This window comes from Streptomyces sp. NPDC048415 (genome assembly GCF_040651675.1).
Classification (GTDB): domain Bacteria; phylum Actinomycetota; class Actinomycetes; order Streptomycetales; family Streptomycetaceae; genus Streptomyces.
In genome coordinates this window covers 248837-267052 of sequence record NZ_JBEZKJ010000004.1, presented here as the reverse complement: position 1 = coordinate 267052, position 18216 = coordinate 248837, and the positions used below count along the sequence as shown (strand labels likewise).

Genomic DNA, 18216 nt, shown 5'->3' with positions numbered 1-18216 from the left:
GCCGCCGGCCCCGCGACAGTCGCGGGGCCGGCGGCCTCAGTCCGTCTCCGGGTCAGCCGGGGATCCGGGTCAGCCGGGGATGGTGCACTCGAAGGCGTGGAGGTACGCGTTGACCGGGCGGACCTCGCCGATGAGCAGACCCGCGTCCGTCAGCCGCTCGACCATGCTCTGCCGGGTGTGCTTCGCACCGCCGACATTGAGCAGAAGCAGCAGATCCATGGCTGTCGTGAACTTCATCGACGGCGTGTCGTCCACGAGGTTCTCGATGACCACGACACGGGCACCGGGCCGCGCCGCCTTGCGGACGTTCGCCAGCGCCCTGCGGGTACTGTCGTCGTCCCACTCCAGGATGTTCTTGATGATGTACACGTCCGCCTGGACCGGGATGTCCTCGCGGCAGTCGCCGGCCACGATGCGCACCCGCTCGGCCAGCGAGCCTCCGTCGCGCAGTCGCGGATCGGCGTTGCCCACCACGCCGGGCAGGTCGAGCAGCGTGCCGTGCATCCCGGGGTGCTTCTCCAGCAGACTGGCCAGCACGTGCCCCTGACCGCCGCCGATGTCGGCCACCGAGGACACGCCCCGCAGATCGAGAAGGTCCGCGACGTCCCGCGCCGACTGCTGGCTGGACGTGGTCATGGCGCGGTTGAACACGTGCGCCGACTCGGGGGCCTCCTCGTTGAGGTAGTCGAAGAACTCCCGGTCGTACACGTCCTCGAAGACGTTCCGGCCGGAGCGCACCGCCTCGTCGAGCTTGGGCCAGACGTTCCACGTCCACGGCTCGGTGCACCACAGCGCGATGTAGCGCAGGCTGTGCGGATCGTCCTCACGCAGGAGCCGGGACATCTCCGTGTGCGCGAACGTGCCGTCCGGGCGCTCGGTGAAGACTCCCTGGCTGGACAGGGCGCGCAGCAGCCGTCGCAGTGTCTGCGGCTTGGTCTTCACCGCCGCGGCCAGGTCCTCCACGCTCGTGGGCGTGTCCTCGAGGGCGTCGGCCACACCCAGGCGGGCCGCCGCGCGTACGGCGGCGGCGCACGCCGCCCCGAAAACCAGCTCCCGCAGCCTCATGGGCGGCGGGGGCGCCGGATCAACGGTCGTCATTGACTGCCTCGTTTCCACTCGCATGATGTATGTGTGGGCATGGGGCGGCCGCTCAGCACATTCCGGCGGGTTGGGAGACCGCGCATGCGTTGCCGTGGAATCCGTTGCCCTTGCCGGTGTCCCGGTTGGCCAGATCCGCCGTGCCATTGCGCTGCACCACGTTGTCGCGGATCTCAATGCGCTGGTTGGGGGCCCCCTTGAAGTTCTTGAACAGCACGATGCCGCCCGACAGAGGGGACTTGCCCCTGTTGTCCTCGACCCGGTTGTGCGCCACCAGGGTGTCCTCGGTGCCGGTGAGGACGATCCCCGAGCCCTGCAGGAAGGGCAGACGGGCGGTCTTGGCGCAGTACTTGTTGTTGTCGTGGATGTAGTTGTGGCGCACGCTCAGTGCCCCGGGGAGCGGCCTGTTCTCGTCGCCCACGACGAACACCCCGACGCAATTGCCGGTTGCCTCGTTGTGATCGACGGCCAGGTTCCGCAGCCGTCGCACCGTGAGGCCGATCCGGTTGCCGAGCAGACGGTTGTGACGGACCACCGCCCCCTTGGTGTCCCGGGCCCCCTGCTCGGCGATCACCGTGTTGGCCAGGAACAGGCCCGCGTCGCCATTGCCCTGGGCGACGTTGTCGCGGAACACCCCACGCACGGACTGTTCCTGTGCGAAGCCCCACTGACCGTTGTTCTCGGAGGTCACTTGCCGGACCGTCAGCCGATCGGTCCCCGACGCCCACAGGCCGTTCTTGGCGAACCCCCTGAGAGTCAGAGAGCGTACGGTGACATCAGTCACGGGACTGCTGTCCTTCCCGGTCACGCAGATGCCGTGGCCGGCCTTGGCGCACGTGCTGTCGGCAGAGGACGGGCCGGGCACGATGACGGTGGACCGGGCGCTCCAGCCCCGCAGGGTCAGGCCGGGCACGGTGATGCGGACGCTCTCGTGGTAGGTGCCGGGGGAGAGGACAATGGCGTCCCCCGGTTTCGCGGTGTTCACGGCCTTCTGAATCGACTCGCCGGGGCTGACCCGGTGCACTGTCGGGTGGTCGGTCGGCGGGGCGGCCCCCAGCCCCGCCGCCACGACAGCCGCCGTGCAGGCGAGGTAGGCCATCTGTTGTCTGGTCATATGCCGAAGCTATGAGGGGGAGTTCCCGCCCGCCACCGCTGATCACCCAGGCGGGCAGCCCCTGTCACCTGCCCGTACGCACAGGAGCGACGAAGCCGCCCCGGCCGGAGGTTCCGGCCGGGGCGGCTAGGTCACGGAGCGGGGTCCGCGGGGTGGCTCGAAGGTCAGGCGAGGGTCGCCAGCGCCTCGTTCCAGGTCGTCGACGGACGCATGACCGCCGCCGCCTTGGCCGGGTCGGGCTGGTAGTAGCCGCCGATGTCGACCGGGGAGCCCTGAACCGCGATCAGCTCGTCGACGATCGTCCGCTCCTTGGCGGCGAGCGTCTCGGCGAGCGGGGCGAACGCCTTGGCGAGGTCCGAGTCGTCGGTCTGCGCCGCCAGCTCCTGCGCCCAGTACAGGGACAGGTAGAAGTGGCTGCCGCGGTTGTCGATACCGCCGACGCGACGGGTCGGTGACTTGTCCTCATTGAGGAAGGTCGCCGTGGCGCGGTCGAGGGTGTCGGCGAGGACCTGGGCGCGCGCGTTGCCCGTGGTCGTCGCGAGGTGCTCGAAGCTGGAGGCCAGCGCGAGGAACTCGCCGAGGCTGTCCCAGCGCAGGTAGTTCTCCTTGACCAGCTGCTGGACGTGCTTCGGCGCGGAGCCGCCGGCGCCCGTCTCGAAGAGGCCACCGCCCGCCATCAGCGGGACGATCGACAGCATCTTGGCGCTGGTGCCCAGCTCCAGGATCGGGAACAGGTCGGTCAGGTAGTCACGCAGTACGTTGCCGGTGACGGAGATCGTGTTCTCGCCGCGGCGGATGCGCTCCACCGAGAGCTTGGTCGCCTCCTCCGGGGACAGGATGCGGATGTCCAGGCCCTCGGTGTCATGCTCCTGCAGGTACTGCTTGACCTTCTCGATCAGCACGGCGTCGTGCGCGCGGTCCTCGTCCAGCCAGAACACGGCCGGGTCGCCGGTGGCGCGGGCGCGGGTGACGGCCAGCTTCACCCAGTCCTTGATCGGGGCGTCCTTGGTCTGGCAGGCGCGGAAGATGTCGCCGGCGGAGACCGTCTGCTCCAGGACGACGTTGCCGGCCTGGTCGACGAGGCGGACCGTGCCGGTGGTGGGGATCTCGAAGGTCTTGTCGTGGCTGCCGTACTCCTCGGCCTTCTGCGCCATCAGACCGACGTTCGGTACCGAGCCCATGGTCGCCGGGTCGAAGGCGCCGTTGGCGCGGCAGTCGTCGATGACGACCTGGTAGACACCGGAGTAGCTGGAGTCCGGGAGGACGGCGAGCGTGTCGTGCTCCTGGCCGTCCGGGCCCCACATGTGGCCGGAGGTGCGGATCATCGCCGGCATCGAGGCGTCGACGATGACGTCGGACGGCACGTGCAGGTTGGTGATGCCCTTGTCGGAGTCGACCATGGCCAGCTCGGGGCCCTCGGCCAGCTCGGCGTCGAAGGACGCCTTGATCTCGGCGCCCTCGGGCAGGGACTCCAGGCCCTTGAAGATGCCGCCCAGACCGTCGTTCGGGGTCAGACCGGCGGCGGCGAACGTCTCGCCGTACTTCGCGAAGGTCTTCGGGAAGAAGGCGCGCACCACGTGACCGAAGATGATCGGGTCGGAGACCTTCATCATCGTGGCCTTCAGGTGCACGGAGAAGAGCACGTCCTCGGCCTTGGCGCGGGCGATCTGCGCCGTGAGGAACTCGCGCAGCGGCGCGACGTGCAGGACCGACGCGTCCACGACCTCGCCCGCGAGGACGGGCACGGACTCGCGCAGCACGGTGGTGGAGCCGTCGTCGCCCGCCAGCTCGATGCGCAGCGCGCCCGGCTCGGAGATCACCGCGGACTTCTCGGTGGAGCGGAAGTCGTCGACGCCCATGGTGGCGACGTTCGTCTTCGACTCGGACGACCACTTGCCCATGCGGTGCGGGTGGGTCTTGGCGTAGTTCTTGACCGAGGCCGGGGCGCGGCGGTCGGAGTTGCCCTCACGCAGCACCGGGTTCACGGCGGAGCCCTTGACCTTGTCGTAACGGGCGCGGACGTCGCGCTCCTCGTCCGACTTCGGGTCGTCCGGGTAGTCCGGAAGCGCGTAGCCCTGCGCCTGCAGCTCGGCGATCGCGGCCCTCAGCTGCGGGATCGACGCCGAGATGTTCGGCAGCTTGATGATGTTCGCCTCGGGCGTCTTGGCCAGCTCACCGAGCTCGTGGAGGGCGTCGGCGATGCGCTGGCCCTCCTGGAGGTACTCGGGGAAGAGCGCGATGATGCGCCCGGCCAGCGAGATGTCACGGGTATCCACAGTGACACCGGCCTGCGAGGCGTATGCCTGGACCACCGGCAGGAACGAATACGTCGCCAGGGCCGGGGCCTCGTCAGTGTGCGTATAGATGATGGTCGAGTCAGTCACCGGGTGCTCCGCTCCACGTCTGCAACATTGCTCGACATCAAGATATCTCGTGAGCGCCCCCCACTCGACATGGCCCCGCGTTCCCCGGCCGGGGCTGGAGATTTTCAGCCCGTCCGGAGCCCCCATACCGGACGGGTGGCGGGCGGAGGCGAAGATCTCGAGGTCAGCCCCGGGCAGCTGCCGGCGGCTGCCCCAGCGGCAGGCTCTCCTCCCGCTGGTGGGGGATGCCGGCCTCCAGAGGCGCCGCTCCGCCCGGCTGCAGCGCCACCGTCCGCGCGGGCGCCGGAATCCGGATGCCCTCCTCGCGGTAGCGCCGGTGCAGGCGTTTGATGAACTCGTGCTTGATCCGGTACTGGTCGCTGAACTCGCCCACGCCGAGGATCACGGTGAAGCCGATGCGGGAGTCGCCGAAGGTGTGGAAGCGGACGGCGGGCTCGTGGTCCGGGACGGCGCCGGTGACCCCGGCCATCACCTCGGCCACGACCTCGTTGGTCACGCGCTCGACGTGCTCCAGGTCGCTGTCGTAGCCGACGCCGGCCTGCACGGTGAGCGTCATCTGCTGCTCGGGCCGGGTGAAGTTGGTCATGTTGGTGCCCGAGAGCTGGGCGTTGGGGATGATGACCAGGTTGTTCGAGAGCTGACGGACCGTGGTGTTGCGCCAGTTGATGTCGACGACGTAGCCCTCCTCGCCGCTGCTGAGGCGGATGTAGTCGCCGGGCTGGATCGTCTTCGACGCGAGGATGTGTACGCCCGCGAAGAGGTTCGCGAGGGTGTCCTGAAGGGCGAGCGCCACGGCCAGACCGCCCACGCCCAACGCGGTGAGCAGCGGTGCTATCGAGATGCCCAGCGTCTGCAGCATCACGAGGAAGCCGATGGCGAGCACCACGACCCGGGTGATGTTGACGAAGATGGTGGCCGAGCCGGCGACGCCCGACCGGGACTGGGTCACGGACCGCACCAGGCTCGCGACCACCCGCGCCGCGGTGATGGTGGAGACCAGGATGAGCAGGACGGTCAGCGACCGGTTGACGTTGCGTCCGACCGGCGCGGTCAGCGGAAGCACCGCGGCCGCCGACGCGATGCCTCCGGCGATCGCCGCCCACGGCACCAGGGTGCGCAGCGCGTCCACGATGACGTCGTCGCCGCTCCACCGGGTGCGCGACGCGTGCTTGCCCAGCCAGCGCAGCAGCATGCGCAGCAGGAACGCCGCGAGGAGGCCCGCGGCCACGGCGATGCCCGCGACCATCAGGTCGTCCAGGGTGAGGGAGCGCTTCACCGGTGACCTCCCTTGCCGCCGGGAAGAGGGCCCGTGGGCCGGATGTGATGTGTCGTCACTTGCCCTGCTCGAATCCGGGAACGCGCGATCAGGCCCGGCCGGTGTTCGTCGTCCGGGCGACCGCTCATCCTGCCGCATCCACGCGCGCGCCCGTCACCAGGCCCGCGCGGTAGCGCCCTTGGCGGCCGTGCGCCTGTCATCAGGCCCGCGTGGAAGCGCCCTTGACGGCCGTGCGCCCGTCACCAGGCCCGCGCGGGAGCGCCCTTGGCGGCTGTGCGCTCGTCATCAGGCCCGTGTGGAAGCGCCCCTTGACGGCCGTGCGCCCGTCACCAGGCCCGCGAGGAACCGCCCTTGACGGCCATGGGCCCATCACCAGGCCCGCGAGGAACCGCCCATGTTGGCTTTTACGCCCGTCACCCGCCGCTTCGCGGACCCGCCATTGACGACGGGGTGCGCCCTGAAGCAGGCTGGCACGCGGATGATCACAGGGGAGGGTCATGACCGGTTCGGTGCTGGCGATCGACCAGGGGACGTCCGGGACCAAGGCCCTGGTGATCTGTCCCGAACGCGGAGTGATCGGTTCCGGAAGCGCGCCCGTACGCCCCCGCCATCTGCCCGCCGGGCTCGTCGAGGTCGATCCGCTCGAGTTGTACGAGTCCGTCGTGGACGCCGGGCGCCGAGCCCTCGCGGCGGCGGGGGAGCCCGTCACGGCCGTCGGCCTCGCCAATCAGGGGGAGACCGTCCTCGCCTGGGACCCGTCGACGGGCGAGCCGCTGACCGACGCGCTCGTGTGGCAGGACCGGCGGGCGGAGAGCGTGTGCCGCGAACTCGCCTCCCGGGCCGAGGAGTTGCGGCATCTCACCGGCCTGCCCCTCGACCCCTACTTCGCCGCCCCCAAAATGGCCTGGATACGCCGTCACCTGACCCGGCACGGCGTCGTCACCACCTCCGACGTCTGGCTCGTGCACCGGCTCACCGGCGCATACGTGACGGACGCCGCCACCGCAGGACGTACCCAACTCCTCGACCTCGACCGACTGGAGTGGTCACCGGCCGCCCTGGACGCCTTCGGGCTGTCCGGCGAGCGGTTGCCGGACGTCGTCGACGCGGACACGCCCGTCGATACCACGTCCGCCTTCGGAGCCGGCCTTCCCGTCACCGGCCTGCTCGTCGACCAGTCGGCCGCGCTGCTCGCCCAGCGCGTGACCGAGCCGGGAAGCGCCAAGTGCACCTATGGAACAGGGGCGTTCCTCCTCGCGCAGACCGGAGCGACGCCCCGGCGCACGGACTCGGGTCTGGTGAGCTGTGTCGCCTGGCGGCTGGCCGGGCGGACCAGCTACTGCCTCGACGGCCAGGTGTACACCGCCGCCTCCGCCGTCCGCTGGCTGACCGAGCTCGGCGTCATCTCCGGCGCGGCGGACCTCGACCCGGTCGGCGGCGCAGTGCCCGACAGCGGCGGTGTCACCTTCGTCCCGGCCCTCGCCGGGCTCGCCGCACCCTGGTGGCGGGGCGATCTGCGCGGCTCGCTCACCGGGCTCGGCCTCGATACGACGCCCGGACATCTGGTGCGGGCCCTGTGTGAGGGCATCGCCGCCCAGGTCGTCGAGCTCGCCGACGCGGCCGCCGCCGACCTCGGCGCACCGCTCACCGCGCTCCGCGTCGACGGCGGTCTGACTCGCTCCGCGCTGCTCATGCAGACCCAGGCCGATCTGCTCCAACTCCCCGTCGAAGTCTCGGCGTTGCCGGACGCCACTGCCCTCGGAGTCGGTGCCGTGGCCCGGCTCGGCCTCGACCCCGCGCTGAGCGTGGACGAGGCGCTCACGGACCGGAAACCCTCCGCCGTCTACGAGCCGCGCATCGGCCGGGACGAGGCCACCGCACGCCTCACCCACTTCCGCTCGGCCGTCGCCGCCCTGCTCGACCGGGCGCCCGCATGACGGTCACTGTCCACGGTGCGCTGCCGCAGGAGCCGTACGACGTCGTGATCGTCGGCGCGGGCGTCGTGGGCTGCGCCCTCGCCCGCGAACTCGCCCGCCACCGGCGGCTGCGCATCGCCCTCGTCGAGGCGCGGGACGACGTCGGGCAGGGCACGTCGAAGGCCAACACGGCGATTCTGCACACCGGTTTCGACGCCGTCCCCGGCTCGCTCGAAGCCCGGCTCGTGCGCGAGGGGTCCCGCCGGCTCGCCGCGTACGCCGCCGAGTCCGGCATCCCCGTCGAGCCCGTGGGCGCCCTGCTCGTCGCCTGGGACCGCGAACAGCTCGCCGTATTGCCGGAGTTGGCGGCCAAGGCGGAGAAGAACGACTACCGGCAGTCCCACGTCCTCGGCGCCGCCGAGGTGTACGCACGTGAACCGCACCTGGGGCCCGGCGCGCTCGGCGCACTCCACATCCCCGGCGAGAGGATCATCTGTCCGTGGACCACGACGCTCGCGTGCGCCACCCAAGCGGTACGCAACGGTGTCGACCTGCACCTCAACTGCCGTGTGGAGAAGATGAGTCACCGGGTCCTGCGCACCAGCCGCGGCACCCTGCGCACCCGCCACCTCGTCAATGCCGCGGGCCTGCACTCCGACGAACTCGACCGGCACCTCGGCCACCGCGACTTCACCGTCACCCCGCGCCGGGGCCAGCTCCTGGTCTTCGACAAGTTCGCCCGCGATCTGGTCCGGCACATCCTCCTGCCGGTTCCGACGGCGCTCGGCAAGGGAGTGCTGGTCGCGCCGACCGTGTACGGGAACGTGCTGCTGGGGCCCACCGCCGAAGACGTACCGGACAAGGCGGCGACCGAATCGACCGGGGAAGGCCTCGCCCTGTTGCGCGACAAGGGCCGTCGCATCCTGCCGGAACTGCTCGACGAGGAGGTCACCGCCGTCTACGCCGGACTCCGCGCCGCCACCGAACACGACGACTACCAGATCCGCGCCCACCCCGACCAGGCGTACGTCACCGTCGGAGGCATCCGCTCCACCGGCCTGACCGCCTCCATGGCCATCGCCTCCCACGTCACCGGACTCCTCGCCGAGTGCGGCCTCGACCTCGGCGACCCCGACGACCTGGAACCCGTCCGTATGCCCGCCCTCGGCGAGGCCTTCCCCCGCCCCTACCAGCGGCCCGAACTCATCGCCGCCGACCCCGACTACGGACGCCTGGTCTGCCACTGCGAGCGCGTCTCGCGCGGCGAGATCCGCGACGCCCTCGGCAGTACGATCCCGCCGCACAGCCTGGACGGACTGCGGCGCAGGACCCGGGCGCGGGGCGGCCGGTGCCAGGGCTTCTTCTGCGGCGCGGCCGTACGGGATCTCTTCGAGGGGCGGCCATGAGACACGTGGACGTGCTGGTGGTCGGCGCCGGACCCGCCGGACTCGCCCTCGCCGCACGGCTGGCGGCCGGGGGAGCGGGCCGCGTCGAGGTGCTGGAGCGTGAACGGCAGGCCGGCGGGGTGCCTCGGCACTGCCGTCGCCGGGGATTCGACGGGCCCGGCTTCGCGCGGCGCCAGGTCGAGGCCGCGGTCCGGGCCGGGGCGAGCGTCCGTACCGGAGTCAGCGCGCTCGGCTGGGCCGGCCCGCTCGCCCTCGACACCGTGAGCCCGGCCGGCCCGGAGACGATCACCGCCGGCGCCGTCGTTCTCGCCACCGGTGCCCGTGAACGGCCGCGCGGCGCACGGCTGGTGGCCGGGACCAGACCAGCCGGGGTGTTCACCACGGGCGAGCTCCAGCAGGCCGTCCATCTGTACGGCCAGTACATCGGCAGCCGGGCGGTCGTCGTCGGCGCGGAGGCCGTGAGTTACGCCGCTGTGGACACCCTGCTGGGCGCCGGAGCTGACGCCGTCGCGATGGTGACCGACCTGGGGCGGGACCAGGGCGGGAGGACACGGGGGGCCATCTCCCGTCTGGCGCGCGGAATCCCGCTCCTGACGGACGCGACAGTCACCGAACTGCGCGGACACGGACGTCTGAGCGGAGTCACCCTGCGCCACCAAGGCGGCCGGACCGGGAACCTCGACTGCGACACCGTCGTGTTCACCGGCGACTTCGTGCCGGACCACGAACTCGCCCGGCGCGGCGGCCTCGACCTCGACCTGGGCACGTGCGGCCCCGCGGTCGACGGCGCGTTCCGCACCTCTCGCGAGGGTGTCTTCGCCGTCGGCAACGTCCTGCATGCCGTGGAGAGCGCCACCGCCGTGGCCCGCGAGGGGCTACGGGCGGCACAGCATGTACGGGATCACCTGACCGGGGCGGTCCGACCCCCGACGGTTCCCCTCCTGGTGGCCCCGCCCCTGCGCTGGGTCGCGCCGAACCGGCTCGCGCCCCCGATGACGTACGGCCCCTTCGTCCTGCGCACCGCGGAGTTCCTCGCCCGGCCGGTCCTGACCGTCACGCAGGACGACCGGGTCCTGCACCGGCAGCGTCTGATCACCACCGCGGTGCCGAACCGTCCCGTGCGCATGAGCGGGGGGTGGGTCGGCGGTGTCGATCCGGCCGGAGGGCCCGTGCGCGTCACCGCCGGCTGAACGCACCATGCCGCCCGGCACCCGCGGCGAAGCGTGCGGCACCCTCCAGGCTCTCGGTCAACACGCCCATCCCATGGCGGAGTTCACCGCGCATGGCCGCCTTCTCCACCAGGCCCTCCTGGTCGAGAACGGAGGCGCGGTCGCTGCGGAGGCAGGACTGCGGGAAGTCGGCGATCTCGGCAGCGAGTCGCTCCGCCTCCGCCCGGGAACGGCCGGTCGGGACGAGGCGGTTGGCGAGGCCCATCTCGTACGCCTCGGAGGCGGGGACCGCGCGGCCGGTGAGGATCATGTCCAGCGCGCGGCTGGTGCCGATGAGACGCGGGAGCCGTACCGTGCCGCCGTCGATCAGCGGCACACCCCAGCGGCGGCAGAAGACACCGAAGACGGCGTCCTCCTCGGCGACCCGCAGATCGCACCAGAGCGCCAGCTCCAGGCCCCCGGCCACGGCGTGCCCCGCGACCGCCGCGATCACCGGCTTGGACAGGCGCAGCCGGGTGGGGCCCATCGGCCCGTCGCCGTCCTCCGAAACCTGGTTGGCGCGCTCGGTGCCGAGCGCCTTGAGGTCCGCGCCCGCGCAGAAGGTGCCGCCCTCGCCCCACAACACCGCGACCCTCGCCGTGTCGTCTGCCTCGAACTCCCGGAAAGCGGCGGCGAGTTCAGCGGCGGTCGGCCCGTCCACCGCGTTGCGGGCCTCGGGCCGGGAGAGGACGACCGTGTTGACGTAACCCTGGCGTTCGATCCGGACCGGCATGGCGCTGTCCCCTTCCCGGGCTGCTGTACGGCCGAGGTTACTCCGGGGTATCGCGGCGGGGAGCGGATCCCTCGTACAGGTCGGACCGCCGTCGCAGGCACCGGCGGGGCGGCCGGGGCTCAGATCACCTTCCAGCGGACCAGCGCCCCGAGCGTCAGAGCCCCCGGCAACAGCGGCAGCCACACCGTGATGATCCGGTACGCCAGCACCACCGCCGTCGCCACGGCCACCGGACCGCCGGCCGCGACCAGTGCGACGACCAGTGCGGCCTCCACCGACCCGATCCCGCCCGGCGTCGGCACCAGCGCGACCGCGGCCGTCGCCGCCAGATACGCGATCGCCATGTGCGCGGGCGACACGGGCAGTGCCAACGCCTGTCCCACCGCCGTCAGCCCGGCCGCTTGGAGCAGCGGGAAAGCGAGCGATCCGCCCCACAGGGCGAGCGCCCGGGCCGGACGGCAGTGCACCGAACGCGCCTCGCCGAGCGCGCTGCGCAGGAAGGAGGAGACGGCCGTACGCAGCCGTCGTACGAGAAGGAGAGTCGTCATCGCCGCGCACAGCACCGCGCCGACGCCGAGCAGAAGTGGGGCCAGCGCACCCTCCGGGAGGAGGCCGCCGATCCGCAGCGCCCCCGGGAAGGCGATCAGCAGGCCGATCAGCAGACCCAGCCGGGCGACCGATTCCGCCAGCATGTACAGCGCGAGCGCGGCCGAGGAACGGGCGAGCGGCACCCCGCACACCGTCATGAACCGCAGATTGACCGCGCCGGCGCCCAGGCCCGTAGGCAGCAGATGGTTGGCCGCGCCCGCCGCGAACTGCGTCGCGAGCAGGCGGCGCGCGGGCAGTCGCTGCATCACCGCGCCCTGGCGGGTGAAGGCCGCCGCGACCCAGGTCAGACAGGTCGCGAGGACCGCGGCAACGAGCCAGGGCCACTCCGCCGACCGCAGATGGCCGAAGCCCTCGACGAGCACGGAACGGTGGCGCACCCCGACCACCAGGACCAGGGCGAGCGGGAGCAGGCACAGGGCCGGCCGGACGGCAGGTCGCAGGGGGAAGCGTCGGGGCAGTTGCTGGGGGAGTCGTACCGCTGTCACATCGGGAGAGGTTTTCCACACCGCACCAACGTGGGGTTGCGGGCACGGAGACGGCAGCTGACACGCCGGGCAAGGTGCGGGAGGAGCCGACCGGCCATCGACTTCAGGCCCCCTGCGCCGAGCGGGGACATCGATCCGAGTCCGGTCGTGGACCCGAGCCGGGACTTCGACCTCAGGCCGGTCGTGGACCCGAGCCGGGATATCGACCTCAGGCCGGTCGCGGACCTGAGCGGGGATATCGACCTCAGGCCGGTCGCGGACGCGAGCCGGGACTTCGACCTCAGGCCGGTCGTGGACCTGAGCCCGAACATCGATCCGAGTCCCGGCATTGACCTCAATATTGCTTGAGGTCCTACTGTCTCTCCCATGAGCATGGAGACCACAGCCTGGACCCAGCTGCACAGCGTCATGAACGCGCAGCAGGAGCGCCGACCCTTCGCCCGCGCGACACTGCGCCGCATCGCCGCCTTCGCCCGCCCGCACCGCCGCCGCATCGGACACTTCGTGGTGCTCAGCGTGATGACCGCGCTGCTCGCCGTCGCGACGCCGGTGCTCGCGGGGCGCGTCGTGGACGCCATCGTGTCCGGCGGCGACGAGAGCACCGTCATCCGCCTTGCCGTGCTCATCGCCGTCATCGCGCTCGCCGAAGCGGCGCTCGGGATCCTCGGCCGCTGGCTTTCGTCGACGCTCGGCGAAGGACTCATCCTCGATCTGCGGACGGCTGTGTTCGATCATGTGCAGCGCATGCCGGTAGCGTTCTTCACACGTACTCGTACGGGCGCGCTGGTCAGTCGTCTCAACAACGACGTCATCGGCGCCCAACGCGCCTTCAGCAACACCCTGTCCGGGGTGGTGAGCAATGTCGTGACGCTGCTGCTCACCCTCGCGGTGATGCTCACCCTGTCCTGGCAGATCACGCTGCTCGCGCTGGCACTGCTTCCGGTGTTCGTGATCCCCGCGCGGCGGATGGGCAGCCGGATGGCCAAGCTCCAGCGCGAGGCCGCGAACCTCAACGCCGCCATGGGCACCCGGATGACCGAGCGCTTCTCCGCGCCCGGCGCCACGCTCATCAAACTCTTCGGTCGGCCCGAGGACGAGTCCGCCGAGTTCGCGGCGCGCGCCCGGCGGGTGCGTGACATCGGGGTGCGTACGGCGATGGCGCAGTCGGCGTTCATCACCGCCCTGACGCTCGTGTCGGCCCTCGCCCTCGCGCTGGTGTACGGGCTCGGTGGCTGGTTCGCGCTGCGCGGCAGCCTGGAGCCCGGCGCGGTCGTCTCGCTGGCGCTGCTGCTGACCCGCCTGTACGCGCCGCTCACCTCCCTCGCGGGAGCGCGCGTCGAGGTCATGAGCGCCCTGGTCAGCTTCGAGCGGGTCTTCGAAGTACTCGACCTCAAGCCGCTCATCGAGGAGAAGCCGGACGCCCGGAAGGTACCAGAGGGACCGGCGGCCGTGGAATTCGACGGCGTCCGCTTCGCCTACCCGTCCGCCGACAAGGTCTCCCTCGCCTCGCTGGAGGAGGTCGCCGCCCTGGACACCCGCGGCGGCGCCGAGGTCCTGCACGGCGTCTCCTTCCGCGCCGAACCCGGCCAGACCGTCGCGCTCGTCGGCTCCTCCGGTGCCGGCAAGTCGACCATCGCGCAGCTGCTGCCGCGGCTCTACGACACCGACGAGGGCGTCGTCCGCCTCGGCGGCGTCGACGTCCGGGAGCTGAGCGCCGAGTCCATGCGGGAGACCCTCGGCATGGTCACCCAGGACGGGCACCTCTTCCACGACTCGGTACGGGCGAACCTGCTGCTGGCCAGCCCTTCGGCCACCGAGGACGAGCTGTGGGACGTACTGCGCCGCGCCCGTCTCGAAGACCTCGTACGCTCCCTGCCCGACGGCCTCGACACCGTGGTCGGCGAGCGCGGTTACCGGCTCTCCGGCGGTGAGCGCCAGCGCATGACCATCGCCCGGCTGCTGCTCGCCCGCCAGCGCGTCGTCATCCTCGACGAGGCCACCGCCCATCTCGACAACACCTCCGAGGCGGCCGTGCAGGAAGCGCTCACGGAGGCGCTGGAAGGACGAACGGCCGTGGTGATCGCCCACCGTCTGTCGACCGTGCGGGCCGCGGACGTGATCCTCGTCGTCGAGGCGGGGCGGATCGTGGAGCGCGGTACGCACGAGGAGCTGCTGGCAGCCGAGGGGCGGTACGCGGAGCTCTACCGGACGCAGTTCAAGAACACCCGTGAGGGCTTGACGGAGATCGCGGCGGCGGGGGAGGCGGTGGCCTGACGGCGCAGGGCGGCCCGGTGGGGTCGCCCTTACAGCCGTGAAGTGGTGGTTGCGGCGGGAGGTCATACCGCGGGCAACGATGCGTACGCGAGACGGCGACTCGTCTGGAGCGATACCTCCGGCGATTGCCGCCCACGGCCCCGGCGCAGTGGTCCTCGTCGTCGAGGCGCGGAACCGGCTGCGAGCCGCGGCCGGGGTGTCGGCCGAGGCCTTGGAAGGAGAGCGGGAGCACCTGCGGACGGGATCGGAACCGGAGCCCGGCGATTCCTGACCCTCCTCGTCGAGGAGTCACTCCACCGGCCGATCTCCGCTGCCCCAGATGGGGCGGGAACGTGTGAGGGATGTGAGCCTGGTGGAAGGCATGGTGCGACCGTGCTGCCGGCAGTGACCGGTTCTTCCGTCCAGCGTCCGCCACCGCACGTGGCGGCGGACGGCCGTTTTGAGGAGGCGAGACGGTGGACGACCCCACCCGGAGCGTGCCCACTGGGCCGACGTCCTCCGACCTCGCCTTCCAGGGACTGCGCGCCGTTGCCGACGCCGTCCTCTACGAGGGCTACCTCCTCTACCCGTACCGCCGGTCGTCGCCCAAGAACAGGGTGCGCTGGCAGTTCGGTGTCCTGACGGCGCAGCGGTGGGCCGAACGCGACGGAGAGGTGCCGCCGGGCATCTCGGGTTCGGCGGACTCCTGGTACCAGCAGACGGAATGCCTGCTGCGGGCGGTGCCGGCCGCCCGGGTGCGGCTGAGGGTGCGTTATCTGCAACTGCAGCGCAAGCAGGTGGAGGAGAGGACCCCCGACGGTCGGCATCGGCCCGTGGAGTCCGTCGAGACCGCCGACGCGGTGCACCTCACCTTCGACGAGGCGGTGCCGCGCGAAGCCGAGTTCGCCACCCCCTTGGCGCAACTGCTCCAGCGGGACCATCGCGTGTCGGTAGGAGCGCCCGCCGACGAGGAGACCGAGACACTCGCCGCCGGCGTCGGGCGGGTGACGCGGCGACGGGACCGCGTCCACGCGGTGACGAGGGTACGGGCCGAACAGCTCCAGGACCCCGCGACGGGAACCCCCGACGCCGGGGCGCTCTATCGGCTGCGGGTGCGTATCGAGAACGTGGGCTCCTCACCTGATGCCACGGCATCACGCGAGGAAGCGCTGCGCCATGCGCTCATGGCCACCCACACCATGATCGGCGGAGACGGCGTCGAGTTCCTCTCGCTGATCGAGCCACCGCGGGAGTACGAGGAGTACGCCAAGGCCTGCCGCAACCTGTACACCTTCCCGGTCCTCGGCGGCGCCGCGGGTTCCCGCGACGCGATGCTCTCGTCGCCGATCATTTTGCCGGATCACCCCCAGGTGGCTCCCGAGAGCCCGGGGGACCTGCACGACGCCGCCGAGATCGACGAGATCCTGACCCTGCGCACGCTGCTGCTGACGGATGAGGAGAAGCGTGAGGCGCGGGCGACCGACCGGCGCGCGGCGGAGATCCTCGACCGGGTCGAGACCATGCCGCCGGAGGTCTTCGCACGGCTGCACGGAGCCATCCGCTCATTGAGCCCAGCGCCGCCCCTCCGGCCCGCGACGGCCCCCGTGGGTAAGGCCGTCGACCCGCCCGCTCGGCCTGCGTTGGTCGCTGTGGGTGAGGCCGTCGACCCGCCTGCCCGGCCTGCGTTGGTCGCCGTGGGTGAGGCCGTCGACCCGCCCGCCCGGCCCGCGACGGCCGCCGTGGGTGATGCCGTCGGCATCGGAACGCGTACGTCGGTCCCCTGGTGGCAGGAGGGCGGCGACGACGGGCTGTCTCCCTCGACCGACAGCGTGCTGGTCGACGGCGTGCCGGTGGTAGGGGGCAGCGCCGTACGCCTGCGTCCCGCCGGGCGGGGCGCCGACGCGCAGGACATGTTTCTCGCCGGCCGCACCGCCCGCGTGGAGGCCGTCTTCCATGACGTGGACGGCAGCGTGCATGTCGCCGTGGCACTCGACGACGACCCGGCCGCCGAACTGAACAGCTGGTACGGCCGCTTCCTCTACTTCCGCCCCCATGAACTCCAGCCCCTGACCGCCGCCGCGGACGAAGGAGGGTGCGATGGACGCCCTTGAGGTGTTGACCCATGACCATCGCATGGTGGAACAGCTGTTCCGCGACTATCACGCCGCCGCCTCCGACAAACAACGGCGGGCAGTCGTCGAGCTATTGGTACGCGAGCTCTCCAAGCACGCGGCTCTCGAAGAGTTGATGATCTATCCCCTGGCGAAGCGGGTTCTCGACGATGGCGCCCAGGAGGTCGACGAGCACCTCAGCGAGCACATGGCCCTCAAGAAGACGCTGCTCGCCCTCGACCGGCTCCCCGAAGGGGACGAGCGGACGGACGATCTCGTGGCGCGGCTGCGGCGGGATGTGGAAGAGCACGTGCGTGAAGAGGAAGGCGAGTTGATGCCCCGGATCCGTGCGGCCGTCCCCGAGGAGGACCTGGCCGAACTGGGACAGCTCCTCGAAAAGGCCAAGCCCAGCGCCCCGACCCGGCCGCATCCGCACGCTCCTGACCACCCGCCGGCGCTCACCCTCGCGGGGCCCGTGGCCGCGGCGTACGACCGACTTCGAGACCGACTGCAGGGGAGGCCGCGAACATGACCACCGAGAGCGGTACCACAGAGGTCAGCCAGGAGCCCACCCGCTCCGAGCAGAGGGACGGATTCGACGAGATCCATATCCTCTGGATCTCCGAGGGGATGAGCTGCGACGGTGACACCGTCTCGCTCACCGCGGCAGGCCAGCCGTCGATCGAGGATCTCGTGCTGGGCCTCGTACCCGGACTGCCGAAGGTGCACCTGTACAACAAGGTGCTCTCGCCCAGCGAGGGCGGAGAGGACTTCCTCGCGCCCTACCGGGCCGCGGCGCGCGGTGAACTAGGCCCGTTCATCCTCGTCATCGAGGGATCGATCCCGAACCAGAACATCATCGAAGGGGACGGCTACTGGACCTCCTTCGGCAATGACCTGGAGACCGGTGAGCCGCTCACCCTGAACTGGTGGCTCGACCAACTGGCGCCCAGGGCCTGGGCGGTCGTCGCGGCGGGAACGTGTGCCACGTACGGCGGGATCCACGCGATGGCCGGCAACCCCACGGGCTCCATGGGGCTGTCGGACTATCTGGGCTGGGACTTCAAGTCCCAGGGGGCTCTTCCGATTGTGAACGTCCCCGGCTGTCCGATCCAGCCGGAGAACTTCATGGAGACCCTGCTGTGGGTGCTCTACCACGCCGCCGGTTCGGCGCCGCCCCCTCCGCTCGATCACATGCTGCGCCCGCAGTGGCTGTTCGGGAGGACGGTCCATGAGGGCTGCGACCGGGCCGCGTACTACGAGCAGGCCGACTTCGCGAAGGACTACAACTCCCCGAAGTGCCAGGTCAAGGTGGGCTGTTGGGGTCCGGTGGTCAACTGCAACGTGCCCAAACGGGGTTGGATGTCCGGCGTGGGCGGTTGTCCCAACGTCGGCGGCATCTGCATCGGTTGCACCATGCCCGGCTTCCCGGACGCCTTCATGCCCTTCATGGACGAGCCCCCGGGCGGCAGCCTCTCGTCGCTCCTCATCAAGCCCTACGGAGCCTTCATCCGCCGGATGCGCGGCATCACCAATATGGCGGTGAACCGCGAACAGAAGTGGCGCCACAACGGACCGGAACTGACCAGCGGTTACGACCCGTACTGGCGCCCCTGACACCAC

At 71.1% G+C, this 18216-nt stretch carries 14 protein-coding genes; 8 read left to right on the top strand and 6 right to left on the bottom strand.

The annotated features are described in order from the left end of the window. Window positions 1-69 precede the first annotated feature (69 nt). The 4 genes from AB0D27_RS05565 to AB0D27_RS05550 form a co-directional block, all read right to left on the bottom strand. On the bottom strand, window positions 70-1098 hold the full coding sequence (locus AB0D27_RS05565; RefSeq protein WP_362502342.1) for a methyltransferase: 1029 nt from the start codon (window positions 1096-1098) through the stop codon (window positions 70-72). 52 nt (window positions 1099-1150) lie between these two features. Continuing rightward, window positions 1151-2212: a right-handed parallel beta-helix repeat-containing protein gene (locus AB0D27_RS05560; protein WP_362502339.1), complete on the bottom strand. Its 1062-nt coding sequence runs from the start codon at window positions 2210-2212 to the stop codon at window positions 1151-1153. A gap of 164 nt (window positions 2213-2376) precedes the next feature. Continuing rightward, window positions 2377-4596, bottom strand: coding sequence for an NADP-dependent isocitrate dehydrogenase (locus tag AB0D27_RS05555; RefSeq protein WP_362502336.1), 2220 nt, complete (start codon window positions 4594-4596; stop codon window positions 2377-2379). A 163-nt stretch (window positions 4597-4759) separates the two neighbouring features. Next, window positions 4760-5872: a mechanosensitive ion channel family protein gene (locus AB0D27_RS05550; RefSeq protein ID WP_362502333.1), complete on the bottom strand. Its 1113-nt coding sequence runs from the start codon at window positions 5870-5872 to the stop codon at window positions 4760-4762. Between the two features lie 497 nt (window positions 5873-6369). On the opposite strand from AB0D27_RS05550, the gene AB0D27_RS05545 reads away from it, so the two are divergent. From AB0D27_RS05545 to AB0D27_RS05535, 3 genes are read left to right on the top strand one after another with little or no spacing between them, the layout of a single operon-like run. Then, entirely contained in the window at window positions 6370-7809 is a 1440-nt protein-coding gene (locus tag AB0D27_RS05545; RefSeq protein ID WP_362502330.1) for an FGGY family carbohydrate kinase, read from the top strand. Beyond that, complete coding sequence (locus AB0D27_RS05540; RefSeq protein WP_362502327.1) at window positions 7806-9194, top strand: FAD-dependent oxidoreductase; 1389 nt, start codon at window positions 7806-7808, stop codon at window positions 9192-9194. The genes AB0D27_RS05545 and AB0D27_RS05540 overlap by 4 nt, the downstream gene beginning before the upstream one ends. Then, entirely contained in the window at window positions 9191-10384 is a 1194-nt protein-coding gene (locus AB0D27_RS05535) for an FAD-dependent oxidoreductase (RefSeq protein ID WP_362502324.1), read from the top strand. Before AB0D27_RS05540 ends, AB0D27_RS05535 begins: the two co-directional genes overlap by 4 nt. Here AB0D27_RS05535 and AB0D27_RS05530 read toward each other — a convergent pair. Both AB0D27_RS05530 and AB0D27_RS05525 read right to left on the bottom strand, forming a co-directional pair. Continuing rightward, window positions 10371-11135 (bottom strand): crotonase/enoyl-CoA hydratase family protein, encoded by a 765-nt coding sequence (locus tag AB0D27_RS05530; RefSeq protein WP_362502321.1) that lies wholly within the window; start codon window positions 11133-11135, stop codon window positions 10371-10373. The two genes, AB0D27_RS05535 and AB0D27_RS05530, sit on opposite strands and share 14 nt — an antisense overlap. A gap of 119 nt (window positions 11136-11254) precedes the next feature. Then, a complete protein-coding gene (locus AB0D27_RS05525) occupies window positions 11255-12229 on the bottom strand; it encodes a lysylphosphatidylglycerol synthase transmembrane domain-containing protein (protein WP_362502318.1) in 975 nt (324 codons plus the stop codon). A gap of 147 nt (window positions 12230-12376) precedes the next feature. Between AB0D27_RS05525 and AB0D27_RS05520 the strand changes: the two genes are divergently transcribed. The 5 genes from AB0D27_RS05520 to AB0D27_RS05500 all read left to right on the top strand — a co-directional run bounded on the left by AB0D27_RS05520 (window position 12377) and on the right by AB0D27_RS05500 (window position 18210). Further along, window positions 12377-12577, top strand: coding sequence for a hypothetical protein (locus tag AB0D27_RS05520; RefSeq protein WP_362502315.1), 201 nt, complete (start codon window positions 12377-12379; stop codon window positions 12575-12577). Window positions 12578-12601: 24 nt separating this feature from the next. Beyond that, window positions 12602-14503, top strand: a complete 1902-nt coding sequence (locus tag AB0D27_RS05515; protein ID WP_362502389.1) for an ABC transporter ATP-binding protein — start codon at window positions 12602-12604, stop codon at window positions 14501-14503. A gap of 476 nt (window positions 14504-14979) precedes the next feature. Beyond that, entirely contained in the window at window positions 14980-16593 is a 1614-nt protein-coding gene (locus tag AB0D27_RS05510; protein WP_362502386.1) for a hypothetical protein, read from the top strand. Continuing rightward, window positions 16580-17125 (top strand): hemerythrin domain-containing protein, encoded by a 546-nt coding sequence (locus AB0D27_RS05505; RefSeq protein ID WP_362502312.1) that lies wholly within the window; start codon window positions 16580-16582, stop codon window positions 17123-17125. Before AB0D27_RS05510 ends, AB0D27_RS05505 begins: the two co-directional genes overlap by 14 nt. After that, window positions 17122-18210, top strand: a complete 1089-nt coding sequence (locus AB0D27_RS05500) for a hydrogenase expression protein HypE (RefSeq protein ID WP_362502310.1) — start codon at window positions 17122-17124, stop codon at window positions 18208-18210. The genes AB0D27_RS05505 and AB0D27_RS05500 overlap by 4 nt, the downstream gene beginning before the upstream one ends. Window positions 18211-18216 lie beyond the last annotated feature (6 nt).